The sequence below is a fragment of the Arthrobacter sp. S39 genome (assembly GCF_004320525.1).
Lineage (GTDB): Bacteria > Actinomycetota > Actinomycetes > Actinomycetales > Micrococcaceae > Arthrobacter.
Genome location: NZ_SIHX01000007.1, coordinates 61,865 through 75,376, shown reverse-complemented (window position 1 = coordinate 75,376; position 13,512 = coordinate 61,865). Strand labels below are relative to the sequence as shown.

General features: G+C 67.5%; 15 protein-coding genes. 10 read left to right on the top strand and 5 right to left on the bottom strand.

The features are described from left to right. The first annotated feature begins 4 nt into the window (after window positions 1-4). A complete protein-coding gene (locus EYS21_RS15090) occupies window positions 5-877 on the top strand; it encodes an alpha/beta hydrolase (RefSeq protein WP_131134032.1) in 873 nt (290 codons plus the stop codon). A 9-nt stretch (window positions 878-886) separates the two neighbouring features. Then, entirely contained in the window at window positions 887-1,381 is a 495-nt protein-coding gene (locus EYS21_RS15085; protein ID WP_131134031.1) for a GNAT family N-acetyltransferase, read from the top strand. Between the two features lie 23 nt (window positions 1,382-1,404). Here EYS21_RS15085 and EYS21_RS15080 read toward each other — a convergent pair whose 3' ends face one another. The 4 genes from EYS21_RS15080 to EYS21_RS15065 form a co-directional block, all read right to left on the bottom strand. Next, window positions 1,405-1,722, bottom strand: a complete 318-nt coding sequence (locus EYS21_RS15080; RefSeq protein WP_131134030.1) for a hypothetical protein — start codon at window positions 1,720-1,722, stop codon at window positions 1,405-1,407. Between the two features lie 28 nt (window positions 1,723-1,750). Then, window positions 1,751-2,011, bottom strand: coding sequence for a helix-turn-helix transcriptional regulator (locus EYS21_RS15075; RefSeq protein WP_131134029.1), 261 nt, complete (start codon window positions 2,009-2,011; stop codon window positions 1,751-1,753). Then, window positions 2,011-2,502, bottom strand: coding sequence for a DUF2975 domain-containing protein (locus EYS21_RS15070; RefSeq protein ID WP_131134028.1), 492 nt, complete (start codon window positions 2,500-2,502; stop codon window positions 2,011-2,013). The genes EYS21_RS15075 and EYS21_RS15070 overlap by 1 nt, the downstream gene beginning before the upstream one ends. A gap of 108 nt (window positions 2,503-2,610) precedes the next feature. Then, window positions 2,611-3,486, bottom strand: coding sequence for a helix-turn-helix transcriptional regulator (locus EYS21_RS15065; RefSeq protein WP_131134027.1), 876 nt, complete (start codon window positions 3,484-3,486; stop codon window positions 2,611-2,613). A 156-nt stretch (window positions 3,487-3,642) separates the two neighbouring features. Between EYS21_RS15065 and EYS21_RS15060 the strand changes: the two genes are divergently transcribed. The 4 genes from EYS21_RS15060 to EYS21_RS23430 all read left to right on the top strand — a co-directional run bounded on the left by EYS21_RS15060 (window position 3,643) and on the right by EYS21_RS23430 (window position 6,810). Further along, entirely contained in the window at window positions 3,643-4,485 is an 843-nt protein-coding gene (locus EYS21_RS15060; protein WP_131134026.1) for an SDR family oxidoreductase, read from the top strand. Between the two features lie 10 nt (window positions 4,486-4,495). Further along, a complete protein-coding gene (locus tag EYS21_RS15055) occupies window positions 4,496-5,578 on the top strand; it encodes an NADH:flavin oxidoreductase (RefSeq protein ID WP_131134025.1) in 1,083 nt (360 codons plus the stop codon). Between the two features lie 38 nt (window positions 5,579-5,616). Further along, window positions 5,617-6,597 (top strand): aldo/keto reductase, encoded by a 981-nt coding sequence (locus EYS21_RS15050; protein WP_131134024.1) that lies wholly within the window; start codon window positions 5,617-5,619, stop codon window positions 6,595-6,597. A 66-nt stretch (window positions 6,598-6,663) separates the two neighbouring features. After that, entirely contained in the window at window positions 6,664-6,810 is a 147-nt protein-coding gene (locus tag EYS21_RS23430) for a hypothetical protein (protein WP_165478328.1), read from the top strand. A 126-nt stretch (window positions 6,811-6,936) separates the two neighbouring features. Here EYS21_RS23430 and EYS21_RS15045 read toward each other — a convergent pair whose 3' ends face one another. Beyond that, the gene (locus EYS21_RS15045; RefSeq protein ID WP_131134023.1) at window positions 6,937-9,294 is read right to left on the bottom strand and encodes a glycoside hydrolase family 3 N-terminal domain-containing protein; all 2,358 of its coding nucleotides are present in this window, start codon (window positions 9,292-9,294) and stop codon (window positions 6,937-6,939) included. Between the two features lie 248 nt (window positions 9,295-9,542). On the opposite strand from EYS21_RS15045, the gene EYS21_RS15040 reads away from it, so the two are divergent. The 4 genes from EYS21_RS15040 to EYS21_RS15025 are packed head-to-tail and all read left to right on the top strand — an operon-like array spanning window position 9,543 to window position 13,501. Then, on the top strand, window positions 9,543-10,676 hold the full coding sequence (locus EYS21_RS15040) for a Gfo/Idh/MocA family oxidoreductase (protein ID WP_131134022.1): 1,134 nt from the start codon (window positions 9,543-9,545) through the stop codon (window positions 10,674-10,676). A 33-nt stretch (window positions 10,677-10,709) separates the two neighbouring features. Next, entirely contained in the window at window positions 10,710-11,687 is a 978-nt protein-coding gene (locus EYS21_RS15035; RefSeq protein ID WP_131134021.1) for a PmoA family protein, read from the top strand. A 2-nt stretch (window positions 11,688-11,689) separates the two neighbouring features. After that, window positions 11,690-12,427, top strand: a complete 738-nt coding sequence (locus tag EYS21_RS15030; RefSeq protein ID WP_131134020.1) for a cupin domain-containing protein — start codon at window positions 11,690-11,692, stop codon at window positions 12,425-12,427. A gap of 36 nt (window positions 12,428-12,463) precedes the next feature. Beyond that, a complete protein-coding gene (locus EYS21_RS15025; RefSeq protein ID WP_131134019.1) occupies window positions 12,464-13,501 on the top strand; it encodes a LacI family DNA-binding transcriptional regulator in 1,038 nt (345 codons plus the stop codon). The last annotated feature ends 11 nt before the right edge of the window (window positions 13,502-13,512 follow it).

Below are 13,512 nucleotides of genomic sequence, written 5' to 3'. Positions count from 1 at the left end.
CACCATGGCTGAATCTCCTGATGCTGTCCTTCATGACGGGTCGACTATCCCCGTCACCATCCACGGCGAAGGGCCGGCCCTGCTTCTGCCCGTCCGCCTGGAGCCGTATGCGCCGGCCGACGCCGAGACCATGCGGAAGTGGGGCGGGGACCCTGATCTGGGGCCCGCTTTGGCCCGTGGACTGTCCGGTTCCAACCGGGTCATCACGGCTGACTATGAAGGCCACCGGATGGCACACCCCGCCGCGGAGACCCTCACTCCGGACAACCTCGCCGCTGACCTGCTCGCCATCGCGGACGCCGCCGGAGCCGACGTCTTCGGGTACTACGGCTACTCCTGGCTCGCGCTCAGCGGACTCCAGCTTGCCCTTCGTACCGACCGGCTCCGGGTACTGGCCATGGGCGGCTTTCCGCCCCTTGACGGGCCGTACCGGAGCATGCTGGCGGTTACCCGCGCCGCGCATGCGATCTCCGGCCAGGAGCCGGACCCGGCCTGGGTCCCGGTCGACGACGCCGAGCCGGGCGACTGGGATTCCGCCGCCGTCCAGACCACCGAAGCTCAAACACGCCAGTTCGTCACCCTCTACGAAGCGCTCCAGGACTTCGACGACTCGGCCGCCGCCGTGCCGCGTGGCCTGCCGCGGCTCGCATTCGCCGGGGCAGACGACCAGATCGACTACAGCCCGCAATGGGGAGGAGTGCAGGTGCGGGTCGGTGAGCCGCTGTCCAAGCACCAGGAGGAACTCATCGCCGCAGGCTGGGATGTGCAGGTCCTTCCCAAGCTCGACCACCTCGGCGCCATGAACAGTTCCGTGGTCCTGCCCATCCTGACCGGCTGGCTCCGCAAGGCCGGCTGGGTCAAGCAACCTGCTGGTTAGGCTGGGGCCATGGATTTCCAGCTCCGCCAGGCCACTTCCGACGACGCCGAGGCCGTGGTGCGCATGCACACCCTGGCGCACGAGGAGTGCTACCCGCACCTGCTGTCCCCGGAGTTCTTCCGTGCCCGCCGGGCCAGTATCCCCGAACGCGTGGAACGGCGCCGGCCCCACCTGGACGTGCCTGACCCTCGGATCATCGCCCTGGACGCCGGCGGCGAGGTGGTGGGATTGGCCGACGCCGGTCCGGGCCGTGACGAGGACGGTCCCGAAGAGCTGGAGCTGTATTCGATTTACACGCTGAGGCGGACCTACGGCTCCGGGGTGGGCTCAGCCCTGCTGCGTGCCGCGATCGGGGAGTCCCCGGCCTACCTCTGGGTGGTTGAGGACAATCCCCGGGCGCTGGCCTTCTACGTCAAGCACGGCTTCCGGCCCGACGGCGGACGCGGGCAGCTTCCGCCCGAGTGGGAAAGCCTGCCGGAATTCAGGATGGTCCGGTCATCTTAAGGCTCCGGACAGGAGCTATCCGGCTACTGGAGGGAGCGCCGGTTGCGGGCCTGGCGGACCAGCCTCAGGAAGGCAAAGATAAACGCGGCCTCGATCAGGGCCATCAGTCCGAGCATCAGCCACTGGCTTTCGCTGATGAAGTAGATGACTCCCAGCGCAACCAGTACAGTTCCGAGGACCAGCGCGTACACGGCGAAACCAAGGGCCACCCGGGCGCTGCGCACGCCCGTGCGGAAGCCAAAGCCCACAGGTTCTCCGCCGGGGTATCCCTCCACGCGGTCGCGGCCGGCGGGCTTGAGCCGGTCGAACTCATCCCACAGTTCGTGGTCCTGGTCCGTCATAAGTCCATTATCCCGCGCGGCACCCCGGCTAGCTGAACTCGGAAAGCGGCCGCCCGCCGTCGTCCGCGCCCAGAGAGGCGGGATCCTCCGGCTCCCAGCGGAGCAGGTCGCCGGGCTGGCATTCCAGCACCTCGCACAATGCCTGGAGCGTAGTGAAGCGCACCGCCTTAGCCCGGCCGTTCTTGAGGACCGCGAGGTTGGCGGGTGTGATCCCCACCCGTTCGGCGAGGGTGCCGACGGGCATCTTCCGCTTGGCCAGCATCACATCGATATCGACGACGATGGGCATCAGATCACCTCGTCAAGTTCGCTGCGCAGGTCCTTCGCCTCGGCGTCGCGGGCCACGGCTTGGGCCAGCAGCGTGCGCATCACCAGGACCACCAGGGCAACGCCGGCGATCATGAGGGACGCTCCGCAGATCAGAAGCACAACTCCGGGCGCCGTTTCGCCGGGCGCCAGGATAACTGCGATCCCGAACATCAGCAGCGATGCAAAGCCGATCGCGCCGACGATGATGTCCACGTACCGAAAGGCTCCGTGGGAGAAGACCGTACCGCGGCGCACCATCGTGAGCAGGCGCCACACGCACACGGCAGTGGCCTGGGCGCACACGATTCCGAGGACGATGATGGCCAGCAGGGCAATCCGCGGGCCGTCGGGCGCGCCCGCCTCAACGAGGTCGGCGGAGACGAGCGGGACCATCCGCACCTGCACAAACAGCGAGCCGGCAAGCACCATCGCAATCACAATGCGCAGCGCGAGGATGGTGAGCTTTCCCATGAGGTCTCCTTGGGTGTCGATTATCAGTCAAATAGTATCGATAATCGACATGTACGGCAATACCGAAGGCCTGGCGGTGTAGGGGGCGCCCTTCTAGTGGACGCTTTCCTACCTTTCGAGCCTGATTTCCTCGGGGTGGAGTGCCGCGAGACTTCCGAGCAGGCGGAGAGCGTGGTCAGTGGAGGATCCCGGTTCGGCTGTGAAGCCAACGAATTGGAGCCCCGGATCGGTCATGAGCTGCATGGCTTCGTAACTGAGATCGAGGTCGCCCACGTCCGGGTGGTGGAAGAGTTTCTTGCCTGCAAGGTGTATCCGCACGTCGTGGGCTTCCCAAAGGGCCGCGAACTCGCTGCTGCCGTTTGAGAGCTCGTCGATGAGGCTGCGGAGGACACGATCGGAGGGCGCGCGCCCTGATTCGGCGCGGAGCAGAGCGACAATTTGCTCGGCCGAGTCGTTCCATTCGCGGTAGGCAACCATGCCCCGGGGATCGAGGAAGAGGAAACGGGCGAAGTTCACGGGCTCATGAGGCTCCACGAACATCTCAGAGAAGAGCGCACGCCCGAGCGTGTTGGTAGCAACGACGTCCATTCTCCCGTTCTGTACGATCGCTGGAAACGGCATGGCGTCCAGGATCTGCCGGGTGCCGGGACGGATCTGCTGGGTGCGGGAAGCGGGCTTTCGTTGCGGTGTCCTCGTGCCCCGGTTTGCGGCCCGGACCAGGTCGTACAAGTGGGCGTGCTCGGCGTCGTCGAGCTTGAGCGCGCGGCTGATTCCGTCGAGGATGGCGTCCGAGATTCCTGACGCGTTGCCCCGTTCCAGGCGCACGTAGTACTCAACGCTCATTCCCGCGAGCAGGGCCACCTCTTCGCGGCGAAGCCCTGGCACCCGGCGACGGCCTCCGAAGTCGGGCAGTCCGGCCTCTGCAGGGGTCAGCCGCGATCTGCGCGTAATGAGGAACTCGCGGATGTTGGCGGCGGTGGTCATGCTCCAAATCTACGTCAGGCACCAACCCTGAGGGGGTCCCGCTTATTAACCCTATAGAGCGGGTCTGCCTCCGGCTCGCGGGTTCTCCTTTACTGGATCTATCACGTCAATGGATAGGCAATGGGCCGGATCCGCAGAGCAGAAGGACTTCCAATCATGGCAGAAAAGAACGTTTGGTTCATCACCGGAGCAAGCCGCGGGATGGGCATCGACATCGCCCGGTCCGCTCTCGCCGCAGGCCATTCGGTCGTCGCCACCGGCCGCGACGCGTCCCGCGTCGCCTCAGCGGTTGGAGCCCATGAGGACCTGCTCACGCTCGCGCTGGACGTCACCGATCCAGCCGCGGCGGAAGCGGCCGTCAAGGCTGCGGTGGACCGCTTCGGCCGTATCGACGTACTGGTCAACAACGCCGGGAACTTCTACGCCGGCTTCTTTGAGACCCTCAGCCCTGAGCAGGTCCGGGCACAGATGGAGACGAACTTCTTCGGGCCCCTGAGTGTGACCCGCGCCGTCCTCCCTGTGATGCGCGGCCAACGCTCGGGCCAGATCATCACGGTGACTTCGACGGCGGGCTTCGTCGGCGCTTCGTTCTCATCGGCCTACGCCGCGTCGAAGTTCGCCCTCGAAGGCTGGATGGAGTCGCTGAGTCTGGAGGTGGCGCCGTTCGGCATTGAAACGATGGCCGTCCAGCCCGGCTTCTTCCGCACCGAGCTGCTGGTCGAAGGATCATCGACGATCTGGCCGGAAGTGCAGATCGAGGACTACAACGAGGAAACAGCTTCCACCATCGCGTTCTGGAAGACCATGAACGGACAGCAGGGCGGCGACCCGGCAAAACTGGCCGATGCGCTGGTCGCGCTCTCCGACGGCGGCAGCCTGCCCGCACGCTTCATCGCGGGCGCCGACGCCATGGCCGCCATCGAGCAAAAGCAAGCCGCCGTCCAGCAGCAGATCGACACGAACCGCGCGCTCTCCGCGGCACTGTCCCACGACTCCTAAGGAAAAATTTATGTCATTTCTGACCGATCCACTGACCCTCGCCACGGGCTCCGTGCTCGAGAACCGGTTCGCTCTCGCCCCACTGACAAACCAGCAGAGCAACGACGACGGCACAGCGTCCGAGCACGATCTGCACTGGTTTGGGCAACTCGCCGCCGGCGGGTACTCGATGCTCACCACCGCCGCTGCCAACGTGCAGTCCAACGGCAAGTCGTTCGCCGGCCAACTTGGCATCTACGACGACCGCCACATCGCAGGGCTTTCAGCCATGGCAGAAATTGCTCACCGCCACGGAGCACTCGCATCCGTACAGCTGCACCACGGCGGCGCATTCGCCCGCCATGACCTCATCGGATCCGGGGCGCTCGTTGGGCCCTCCGACGACGAGAGCACGGGCGCCCGGGCGCTCACCCTGCCCGAGGTCGAACAGCTCCGCGACGATTTCGTTACAGCAGCCGCGTGCGCCCAACGGGCCGATTTCGACGGCATCGAACTTCACGGTGCCTTCGGCTTCATCCTTTCGGCTTTCCTGTCGCCGGAGACGAACCGCCGGACCGATCATTACGGCGGAAACCCGGACGGACGCTCACGCCTGCTCCGGGAAATCATCGAGGGAATCAGGGCGAGCTGCGGCTCCGGCTTCCACATCGGGCTGAGGCTCGCCCTCAGCGGTCAGGACCCCCACCTGCCCGAACTCCGCGACATGGTCGCCGTCTTCCTTGAACGCGGCCTGGTCGACTACCTCGATCTGGTGGTCCGCAGCCTCGACACCCGGGTAGAGGTAGGCCTCCACACCGGCGAGCTGCTTGTCGATCTCTTCACAGACCTGCCAAGAGGCACAACCCTGGTGGGAGTCTCCGGGGACGTCATGAGCGCCGCGGGCGCCCAACGGGCCCTCGATCACGGCAGTGATTTCGTCTTCGTCGCCAGCGGCGCCGTCGTCCATCACGATTTCCCACAGCGGGCACTGGCGGACCAAGCCTACGAAACCCCCCGCCCGCCGCTCCCGGCTTCATTTTTCCGCGACCAGGGACGAAGCCCGGCGTTCGTCGACTATCTCGAAGAATCTCTGGGCTTCGTTGAAGCCCGCTAGATAACACCGGAACACCTCTTATCGAAAGGGAACACACAATGAAGACCGCACGCCTTGGAGACCTGGAAGTCTCCGCCATCGGACTCGGTGCCATGACCATGGCCGGCACCTACACCAGCGAGGGCACTCTGGATAACGCGGAGTCGATCCGTACGATCCACCGCGCCCTCGATCTCGGAGTCACCCACATCGACACGGCCGAGATCTATGGACCGTTCCTGAGCGAAGAGATCGTGGGCCAGGCGATCAAGGGACGCCGGGAGCAGGTCAAAATCGCCACGAAGTTCGGCCTGGTCTCCCACTTCAACGGCGGCCCCGGCATGATCGACAGCAGCGCCGCGAACGTGAGGGCCGCCGTCGAAGGCTCCCTCAGGCGCCTCGGCACTGACCACATCGACCTGTACTACCAGCACCGCGTCGACCAGAACACACCGATCGATGAGACCGCCGGTGCCGTTGCAGACCTGATCGCCGAGGGCAAAGTGCTGCACTTCGGGCTCTCAGAAGCCTCCCCGGAGACCATCAGGCGGGCACACGCCGTCCAGCCGGTCACGGCACTGCAGACGGAATACTCCCTGTGGACCCGGGACGTGGAAGAGGAGATCCTGCCGCTGCTGCGCGAACTCGGCATCGGCTTCGTCCCATACTCACCGCTCGGTCACGGCCTACTGACCGGTCAGATCCGCTCCGTGGACGACTTCGCCGACGACGACTGGCGCAAAACCAACCCACGCTTCACCAGCGAGAACTTCCACCGGAACCTCGCGATAGTCGACGAGGTGAAGGCAATCGGCGCAGAGGTCGGAGCAACCCCCGCACAGACCGCCCTCGCCTGGCTGCTGACCCAAGGCAAAGACATCGCCCCGATCCCCGGCACACGGCGGGTCTCGCGCGTCGAGGAGAACACCGCGGCCAACAGCATCCAACTCACCGCCGACCAGCTGAACCGGCTGAACACGCTCCAGCCCGCCGCCGGAGAACGCCACGACGAGACCAACATGGCGTCGATCGACCGCTGATCCGAAGAGACAGGTCTCGAGCGGCAACGAGGCCGACGGTGGCGCTTCCGGCCGAGGGGCGGCGGCATGGTGCTGCCGCTGGCCGTCTACCGGATCGTCGGCGTCGGCGTCGCCTTCAGGCCCAACACGGTGGTCACCCTGGGGTGCCTGGTTCCGCTGGTCTCGGTACTGGGTGCGGCCCTCCGCCGGGCCATCGGTGCCGCAAAATCCTGACGATGCCCGTAGGCGCGAACGTACACTTGAGGCCCCAAATTCCTTGGCGCGAACGTGCAGATAATGCCTTCAAAACCGAGTTTTGAGGGCATTATCTGCACGTTCGCGCTCCCAAAAACGTGGGGCTTAAGTGTTCGTTCGCGCCGGGGTGACCGTCACCGGGGTGAGCATCTCGCGTTCGAAACCCACCACGCGCCGCGGACCGTGCAGGATCACCTCGTGCGTGTGGACGTCGGAAGTGCTCGACGTCGACACGTGCAGCTTCACCAGCCCCGGCGCCACCACACGCTTCAGGTCCACCCCTGTGAACGACGTCCGGTCAGCATGCACCGTGAACTCCACCGCTGCGGAGGCCCCCGCGGCGAGCTCCACCCGGGCGTAGCCGATCAGCTCGCGGACCGGCCGCACCACCTCGCCCACCGGATCCTCCAGGTACAGCTGCACCACCTCGGCGCCGTCCACACTTCCTGTGTTGGTTACTGTGCAGCCCACGGTCACCGTGCCGGACGTCGACACCGTGGGCGCGCTGGCCACGTGCTCCGAGAACTCAAAGGACGTATAGGACAGACCGTGCCCGAACGCGAACAGCGGCGACGGGTCCAGCGCGCTCACGCCGGTGGGTCCGGCCAGCCGGCTGTGCAGGTACGTGCCGGGCTGCCCGCCGGAGGTCCGCGGCATGGACACGGGCAGCTTCCCGGAGAAATTGACGACGCCGGTGAGCACGTCCCAGAGCGCCCCGGCACCTTCCTCGCCGGGGAAGAATCCCTGCACGACGGCGTCCGCCCGGTCTGCGAAACCGCCCAGTGCGTAGGGGCGGCCGCTGAGGACCACCACGATGGTGCGGGTGCCGGCAGCCGCTGCCGCCGAGAGAACAGAGTCCAGCATGTCGTGCTGGTCGCCGGGCAGCCGGAGGTCGGCGGCGTCGTTGCCCTCCCCGGAGGTGCCGCGGCCGAACAGTCCTGCGTTGTCGCCCACCACCACCACGCACGTATCCACGGAGGCGGCGATGCCGCACGCCTCGGCAATCTCCTCCGAGGTGATGGCCTCGCACGAGCCGGTGGCCGCGGAAACGACTCCGCCAAAACGTCCGGCCGCAGCCCCGGCCACGGTCGGCACGGAAATGCCCATCGGCACCTCGGGGTGCGAGGCGCCCACGTGCGCGTCGAACGAATAGCAGCCCAGCATCGCGAACGGGTCCTCGGCCAGCGGCCCCACCACACCCAGCGACCGCACGGCCGCAGCGGGCAGCGGCAGTGCCGGGCCGCCGTCGTGCGTCCCGTTTTTCAGCAGCACCAGCGACTGCGCCGCCATGGTCCGGGCCAGCGCCCGGTGTCCGGCGGGGTCCAGGTCGATGCCGGACGCCAAGGCAGGCGGGGCGGGATCGAAACCGGGGGAGAGCAGCCCGGCCTGCTGCTTCTGCGTGAGCACGCGGCGGAGGGCGGTATCCACCAGCGCCTCGTCCACCGCGCCGTCGCGGACCTGCTGCAGCAGCGGGGTGCCGTAGCAGTTTACGGTGGGAAGTTCGACGTCGACTCCCGCCGTCAGTGCCAGCGCTGCGGCGTCGCCGAGGTCGGCCGCCACGCCGTGGGTGACGTTGAGGAAGGCGACGCCGAAGTAGTCGGCAACCACCGTTCCCGCGAAACCCCATTCGTCGCGGAGCAGCCCGGTGAGCAGGGCCTGGTTGGCGGCGGCCGGGACGCCGTCGACGTCCGTGTAGGCGTGCATCACCGACCGGGAGCCGCCGTGCTTGAGGGCCATCTCGAACGGCGGCAGCATGACGTCCGCCAGTTCGCGCGGGCCCATGGAAACGGGGGCGTGGTTGCGGCCGGCGACGGAGGCGGAGTAGCCCACGAAGTGCTTGAGGGTGGCCACGATGCCCGCCTCCTCGAGCCCCCGCACGTAGGCGGACGCCACGGTGCCCACCAGGTACGGGTCCTCGCCGATGGTCTCCTCCACGCGGCCCCAGCGGAGGTCGCGCACCACGTCGAGCACCGGGGCCAGGCCCTGGTGTACGCCCAGCGCCCGCATGTCCGTGCCGATCAGCCCGGCCATTTCGCGGACAAGTTCAGGGTTGAAGCTGGCGCCCCACGCCAGCGGGACGGGGAAGGCGGTGGCTTTCCAGGCGGCCAGTCCGGCGAGGCACTCCTCGTGCACCTGTGCGGGAATCCCGAAGCGGGACGCGGCGATGATCTGTTCCTGCGCGGCGGCCAGCCGGCGGGCGCCGTCCAGCGGTTCCAGCGGGGTGGTGCCGTACATCCGGGTGATCTGGCCCAGGCCGTTGGCGATCACGTCGTCCCACGAGCGGGCGTCGCCGGCCATCTGGTTCTGCAGCGGCGCCACGGAGTCGCCGTCGGTGGACGCGTTCACCCACACGCCCACCAGCTGCGCGAGCTTCTCCTCCAGCGTCATCTCGGCAATGAGGTGTTCGACGGCGTCCGGCCCGGCGGTGCGGGGGAGTGCTTGTTTCTCGGCGGCACCGCTCACGGGCGTCTCCTCACATAGGGAATCAGTTTTTTAGAAACTATCAGAAATTTGTATTTAGTTTCTAGGGCTGAAAACCATTGACTTCGCGGCGTCCTGCTTTCTACGGTTGAAGGCAGGCCAGAAATACAGCCCAAACAAGTTTCGGAAACTAATGATCCAGTCATGAAAGTTTCGGATCTGCTGGCCGCACCAAGAGCAAACCACCGGCACCATCCAGTGAAGAAACTGCAAAGGCGGAGAATTTTCAGATGCGGACGTACAAAGTGGCCATCGTGGGCACCGGCGGGATCGCCGCTGTCCACGCGGACAACCTGGCCCGGACCGGCGGCAGGGCGGAGCTCGTGGCAGCCTGCGATGTGGACCAGCCCCGGCTGGACGCCTTCGGTGACCAACACGGCATCACCGGCCGGTACCTGAGCCTCACCGACCTGCTGGCGGAGGCCAGACCGGACATCGTCCACCTCTGCACCCCGCCCATGATGCACATCGACCAGGCCCTCGAATGCCTGGCCGCCGGCGTCCACGTCCTGTCAGAGAAGCCGCCGGCCCTGTCCCTGGCCGACTTCGACCGGCTGGAAACCGCCCAGACCCAGGGCGGCGCCCAGTTCTCCTGCGTCTTCCAGCACCGCTTCGGCGATGCCTCCGCCGCTGCCCAAAAACTGATCGGCAGCGGGTTCGGCCGGCCGCTGGTGGCCCGGTGCGACACCCTCTGGTACCGGCCGGACAGCTACTGGGACCTGCCGTGGCGCGGTACCTGGACCGCCGAGGGCGGCGGCCCCACCATGGGCCACGGCATCCACCAGTTCGACCTGCTGCTCCACCTCCTCGGCCCATGGCAGGAAGTCACCGCCATCGCCTCCCGGCAGGCCCGCGCCACCTCCACCGAGGACCTGTCCGCCGCGCTGGTCCGCTTCGAAAACGGCGCCGTAGCCACCATCATCAACTCGCTGCTCTCCCCGCGGGAAACCTCGGACCTCCGGATCGACTGCGAGTTCGCCACCGTGGAACTCAGCCACCTGTACGGCTACGCCACGGACAACTGGACCGTCACCGCGGCGCCGGGCCACGAGGACGAGGTCACCGACGCGTGGGAGGCGCAGCCGCTGGAACGGGGGAGCGGACATTCGGCGCAGTTCCTGGCCATGTATGACGCGCTCGACGCCGGCAGGCCGCTCCCAGCAGGCGCGGACTCCGCGCGGCAGACGCTGGAGCTCGCTGCCGCGATCTACACGTCCGCGTTCACCGGTACCGCCGTCCGCCGGGGCGAGATCGTGCCCGGCCACCCGTTCTACGGCGGCATGGACGGCGGCGGCCTGGGGACCCGGGTCCTGGACTCCACCGCTCTCGCTGCCACCGCCTCTGCCGCCACGTCCGCCGCCTGACCCCCTGATTCCCTGATTCCCTTGGAGACTCCCATGACCAGCCTCGCAGCACCCACCACCACCGCCGTCGAAAAGACCACGCTCAGCTATTCCGACGACGGCGCAGCCCTCACCTTTACGGCCGGCGGCCAGCAGATCGCCACCTACACGTACAAGCCAACGGACAGCCAGTACGAAAGCCCGCGCCCCTACTTCCACCCGCTCACTACCCTGGGCGGCGACGAGGTGACCATCTTCCGGCCGTGGGACCACGTCTGGCACAAAGGCCTGTCGCTTGCACTGCCCAACGTGGGCAAGGACAACTTCTGGGGCGGCGCCACCTATACCCGCGCTACCGGCTACGCCAACCTGGACAACAACGGCGCCATGACCCACGGGGCCTTCACCAACATCGATGACGCCGGAACCGGGATCACCGCGGCCGAGGAACTCGTGTGGAGCTCGCAGGACGGGACACCCGTGATCGCCGAGAAGCGCCGCTTCAACGTCCAGCTCCTCGACGGTCCGTCCGTCAAAGAACCGGCCACCACGGCCTGGGTGCTGCTCTTCGAAACGGAGATCTCCAACATCTCGCCGGACGTCATTGAGATCGGCAGCCCCACCACCGAGGGCCGGGACAACGCCGGGTACGGCGGGCTGTTCTGGCGCGGGCCGCGGTCCTTCACCGGAGGCCAGTTCCGTTCCGAGGCCGGGACCGGGCAAGACGAGTTTATGGGCACCCGCTCGGAGTGGATCTCGTTCACGGGCCAGCACGATGACACCTGCCGGTTCTCGTCCGTCACGTTCGTGGAGCACGGCACCAACCCGGGCGCCCCGAACCAGTGGTTTGCCCGCTCGTCCATGTTCGCGTGCCTGGGCGCCGCGCCGTTCTTCAGCGAAGCAGTCCCGCTGCAGGCGGGCCGGCCGCTCACCTACCGCTACGCCGTCGTGATTTCCGACGGCGAGGTGGACGGGCAGTCCGCCGCGGAACTCGCCGGAGCGGCTAAAACCGCGCTGGAGGCCTGGGCCTGACCATGGTTGCCACCACCTTCCCGGGAGCCACCGCCGTGTCGGAGGTCAGCATCTACGACTGGCCCGCGGCGGACGGCGCCGCCGGCGGCACCCCGCACCTGCACACGGCGTCCGCGGAAGGGTACGTGGTGCAGCAGGGGACAGGCCGGCTGGAAACGCTGGATTCGCGCGGTTTCACGTCCACGCCGCTGGAACCGGGGGTGGTGCTGTGGTTCACGCCCGGCACCATCCACCGGGCGGTCAACGATTCGGGTGACCTGCGCGTCCTGGTGCTCATGCAGAACGCCGGGCTGCCGGAGAACGGCGACGCCGTCATGACCTTCCCGCCCGCGTACCTGGCGGATCCCGCGGCGTACAGCCGCGCGGCGGTGCTGGCTCCCAGTGATGCCGACGGCGGTGACCCGGGCGCGGAGTCGGCCGCGCGCCGCCGTCGTGACCTGGCGCTGGAAGGGTACTTTGCCCTGAAGGAGGCCGTGCTGGACTCCGGTCCCGGCGCCCTGGCCGGGTTCCATGCGGCGGCGGCCCGGCTGGTCAGCTCCCGGTCGCCGGACTGGCAGGAAATGCTGGCGGAAGGGGCCGAACGGCAGGCCGCGGCGACACGGCAGCAGTTGCAGTCTCTGGAAACCGCCGAAAGTTTCTATCTGCAGGAAGCGCGGACTACCATGGGGAAACGGAAAACCAGCAGGATTTACGGCATGTGCGGCCGGATCCAGGCGTGGGGACTTTCCGAAAACTCGTAGGGCCGGGGGAGTGCTCCGGCGGGAAAGGTGGGTTCCATGGTCAAGCAGGACACCGGGCGCGCGACGATCAGTGAGATTGCCCGGGAGGCCGGCGTCTCGGTCCCCACCGTTTCCAAAGTGCTGAACGGCCACGCCCATGTGGCGGCGGAAACGCGTGCCCGGGTGGAGGAGATCATCGCCCGGCGCGACTATGCCCGCCGCCCGGCCAAGCGGCGGCAGAAGGCCGGCCTGATCGACCTGGTGTTCCCAGGCCTGGGGTCGGAGTGGGCGCTGGAGATCATCGAGGGCGTGGAGCGCGTGGCGCAGGACGCCGGGTACGGCACGGTGGTGAGCAGCCTGAACATGGACGGCTCGCGGATCCGGCCGTGGCTGGCGAACGTGGCGGAGCGGAAGTCGGACGGGCTGCTGATGGCCGTGTACCAGCTGGACGCCAAACAGATCCAGCGGATCAAGTCGCTCGGGATCCCGGTGGTGCTGATTGATCCGGTGGGCCAGCCCGGTCCGGACCTGATGACCGTTGGGGCGGCCAACTGGGACGGCGCGCACTCGGCCACCGAGCACCTGCTGCAGCTGGGGCACCGGCGGATCGGAATGATCGGCGGCCGCGAGGACCTGCAGTGCAGCAGCGCCCGCGAGGACGGCTACGTTTCGGCGCTGCGGCGTGCAGGGATCCAGGTGGACCCGGCGCTGATGGTCCCGGGCGACTTCTCCATCGAGGCCGGCGAGGCCGGAACCCGGAAGCTGCTCGCGCTGGACGACCGGCCGACGGCGATCTTCACCGGTAACGACGACCAGGCCATGGGCGCCTACCGCGCGGCGCGGACCGCCGGACTGCGGATCCCTGAGGACCTGTCCATCATCGGCTTTGACGACATCCCGGCGGCGGAGTGGATCGAGCCGGGTCTGACCACCATCCGCCAGCCCGTGGTCCAGATGGCCGAGACCGCCATGCGCGCGCTGCTCCGGCACCTGGACGGCGACGAGGAACTGCCGCAGCGGATCGAGCTCGGGACAGAGCTGGTGGTCCGCGGCTCGACGGCGGCGCCGTCTAAGAAGGCAGCCGCGGCGAAGTAGGAGCCCCCGAC

Excerpts from the sequence above, each read along its gene's own strand:
- EYS21_RS15085 (WP_131134031.1), top strand. The coding sequence starts at position 887 with ATGGATTTCCAGCTCCGCCAGGCCACTTCCGACGACGCCGAGGCCGTG.
- EYS21_RS15060 (WP_131134026.1), top strand. The coding sequence starts at position 3,643 with ATGGCAGAAAAGAACGTTTGGTTCATCACCGGAGCAAGCCGCGGGATG.
- EYS21_RS15035 (WP_131134021.1), top strand. The coding sequence starts at position 10,710 with ATGACCAGCCTCGCAGCACCCACCACCACCGCCGTCGAAAAGACCACG.
- EYS21_RS15050 (WP_131134024.1), top strand. The coding sequence starts at position 5,617 with ATGAAGACCGCACGCCTTGGAGACCTGGAAGTCTCCGCCATCGGACTC.
- EYS21_RS15030 (WP_131134020.1), top strand. The coding sequence starts at position 11,690 with ATGGTTGCCACCACCTTCCCGGGAGCCACCGCCGTGTCGGAGGTCAGC.
- EYS21_RS15075 (WP_131134029.1), bottom strand. The coding sequence starts at position 2,011 with ATGCCCATCGTCGTCGATATCGATGTGATGCTGGCCAAGCGGAAGATG.
- EYS21_RS15040 (WP_131134022.1), top strand. The coding sequence starts at position 9,543 with ATGCGGACGTACAAAGTGGCCATCGTGGGCACCGGCGGGATCGCCGCT.
- EYS21_RS23430 (WP_165478328.1), top strand. The coding sequence starts at position 6,664 with ATGGTGCTGCCGCTGGCCGTCTACCGGATCGTCGGCGTCGGCGTCGCC.
- EYS21_RS15090 (WP_131134032.1), top strand. The coding sequence starts at position 5 with ATGGCTGAATCTCCTGATGCTGTCCTTCATGACGGGTCGACTATCCCC.
- EYS21_RS15070 (WP_131134028.1), bottom strand. The coding sequence starts at position 2,502 with ATGGGAAAGCTCACCATCCTCGCGCTGCGCATTGTGATTGCGATGGTG.
- EYS21_RS15080 (WP_131134030.1), bottom strand. The coding sequence starts at position 1,722 with ATGACGGACCAGGACCACGAACTGTGGGATGAGTTCGACCGGCTCAAG.
- EYS21_RS15065 (WP_131134027.1), bottom strand. The coding sequence starts at position 3,486 with ATGACCACCGCCGCCAACATCCGCGAGTTCCTCATTACGCGCAGATCG.
- EYS21_RS15055 (WP_131134025.1), top strand. The coding sequence starts at position 4,496 with ATGTCATTTCTGACCGATCCACTGACCCTCGCCACGGGCTCCGTGCTC.
- EYS21_RS15025 (WP_131134019.1), top strand. The coding sequence starts at position 12,464 with ATGGTCAAGCAGGACACCGGGCGCGCGACGATCAGTGAGATTGCCCGG.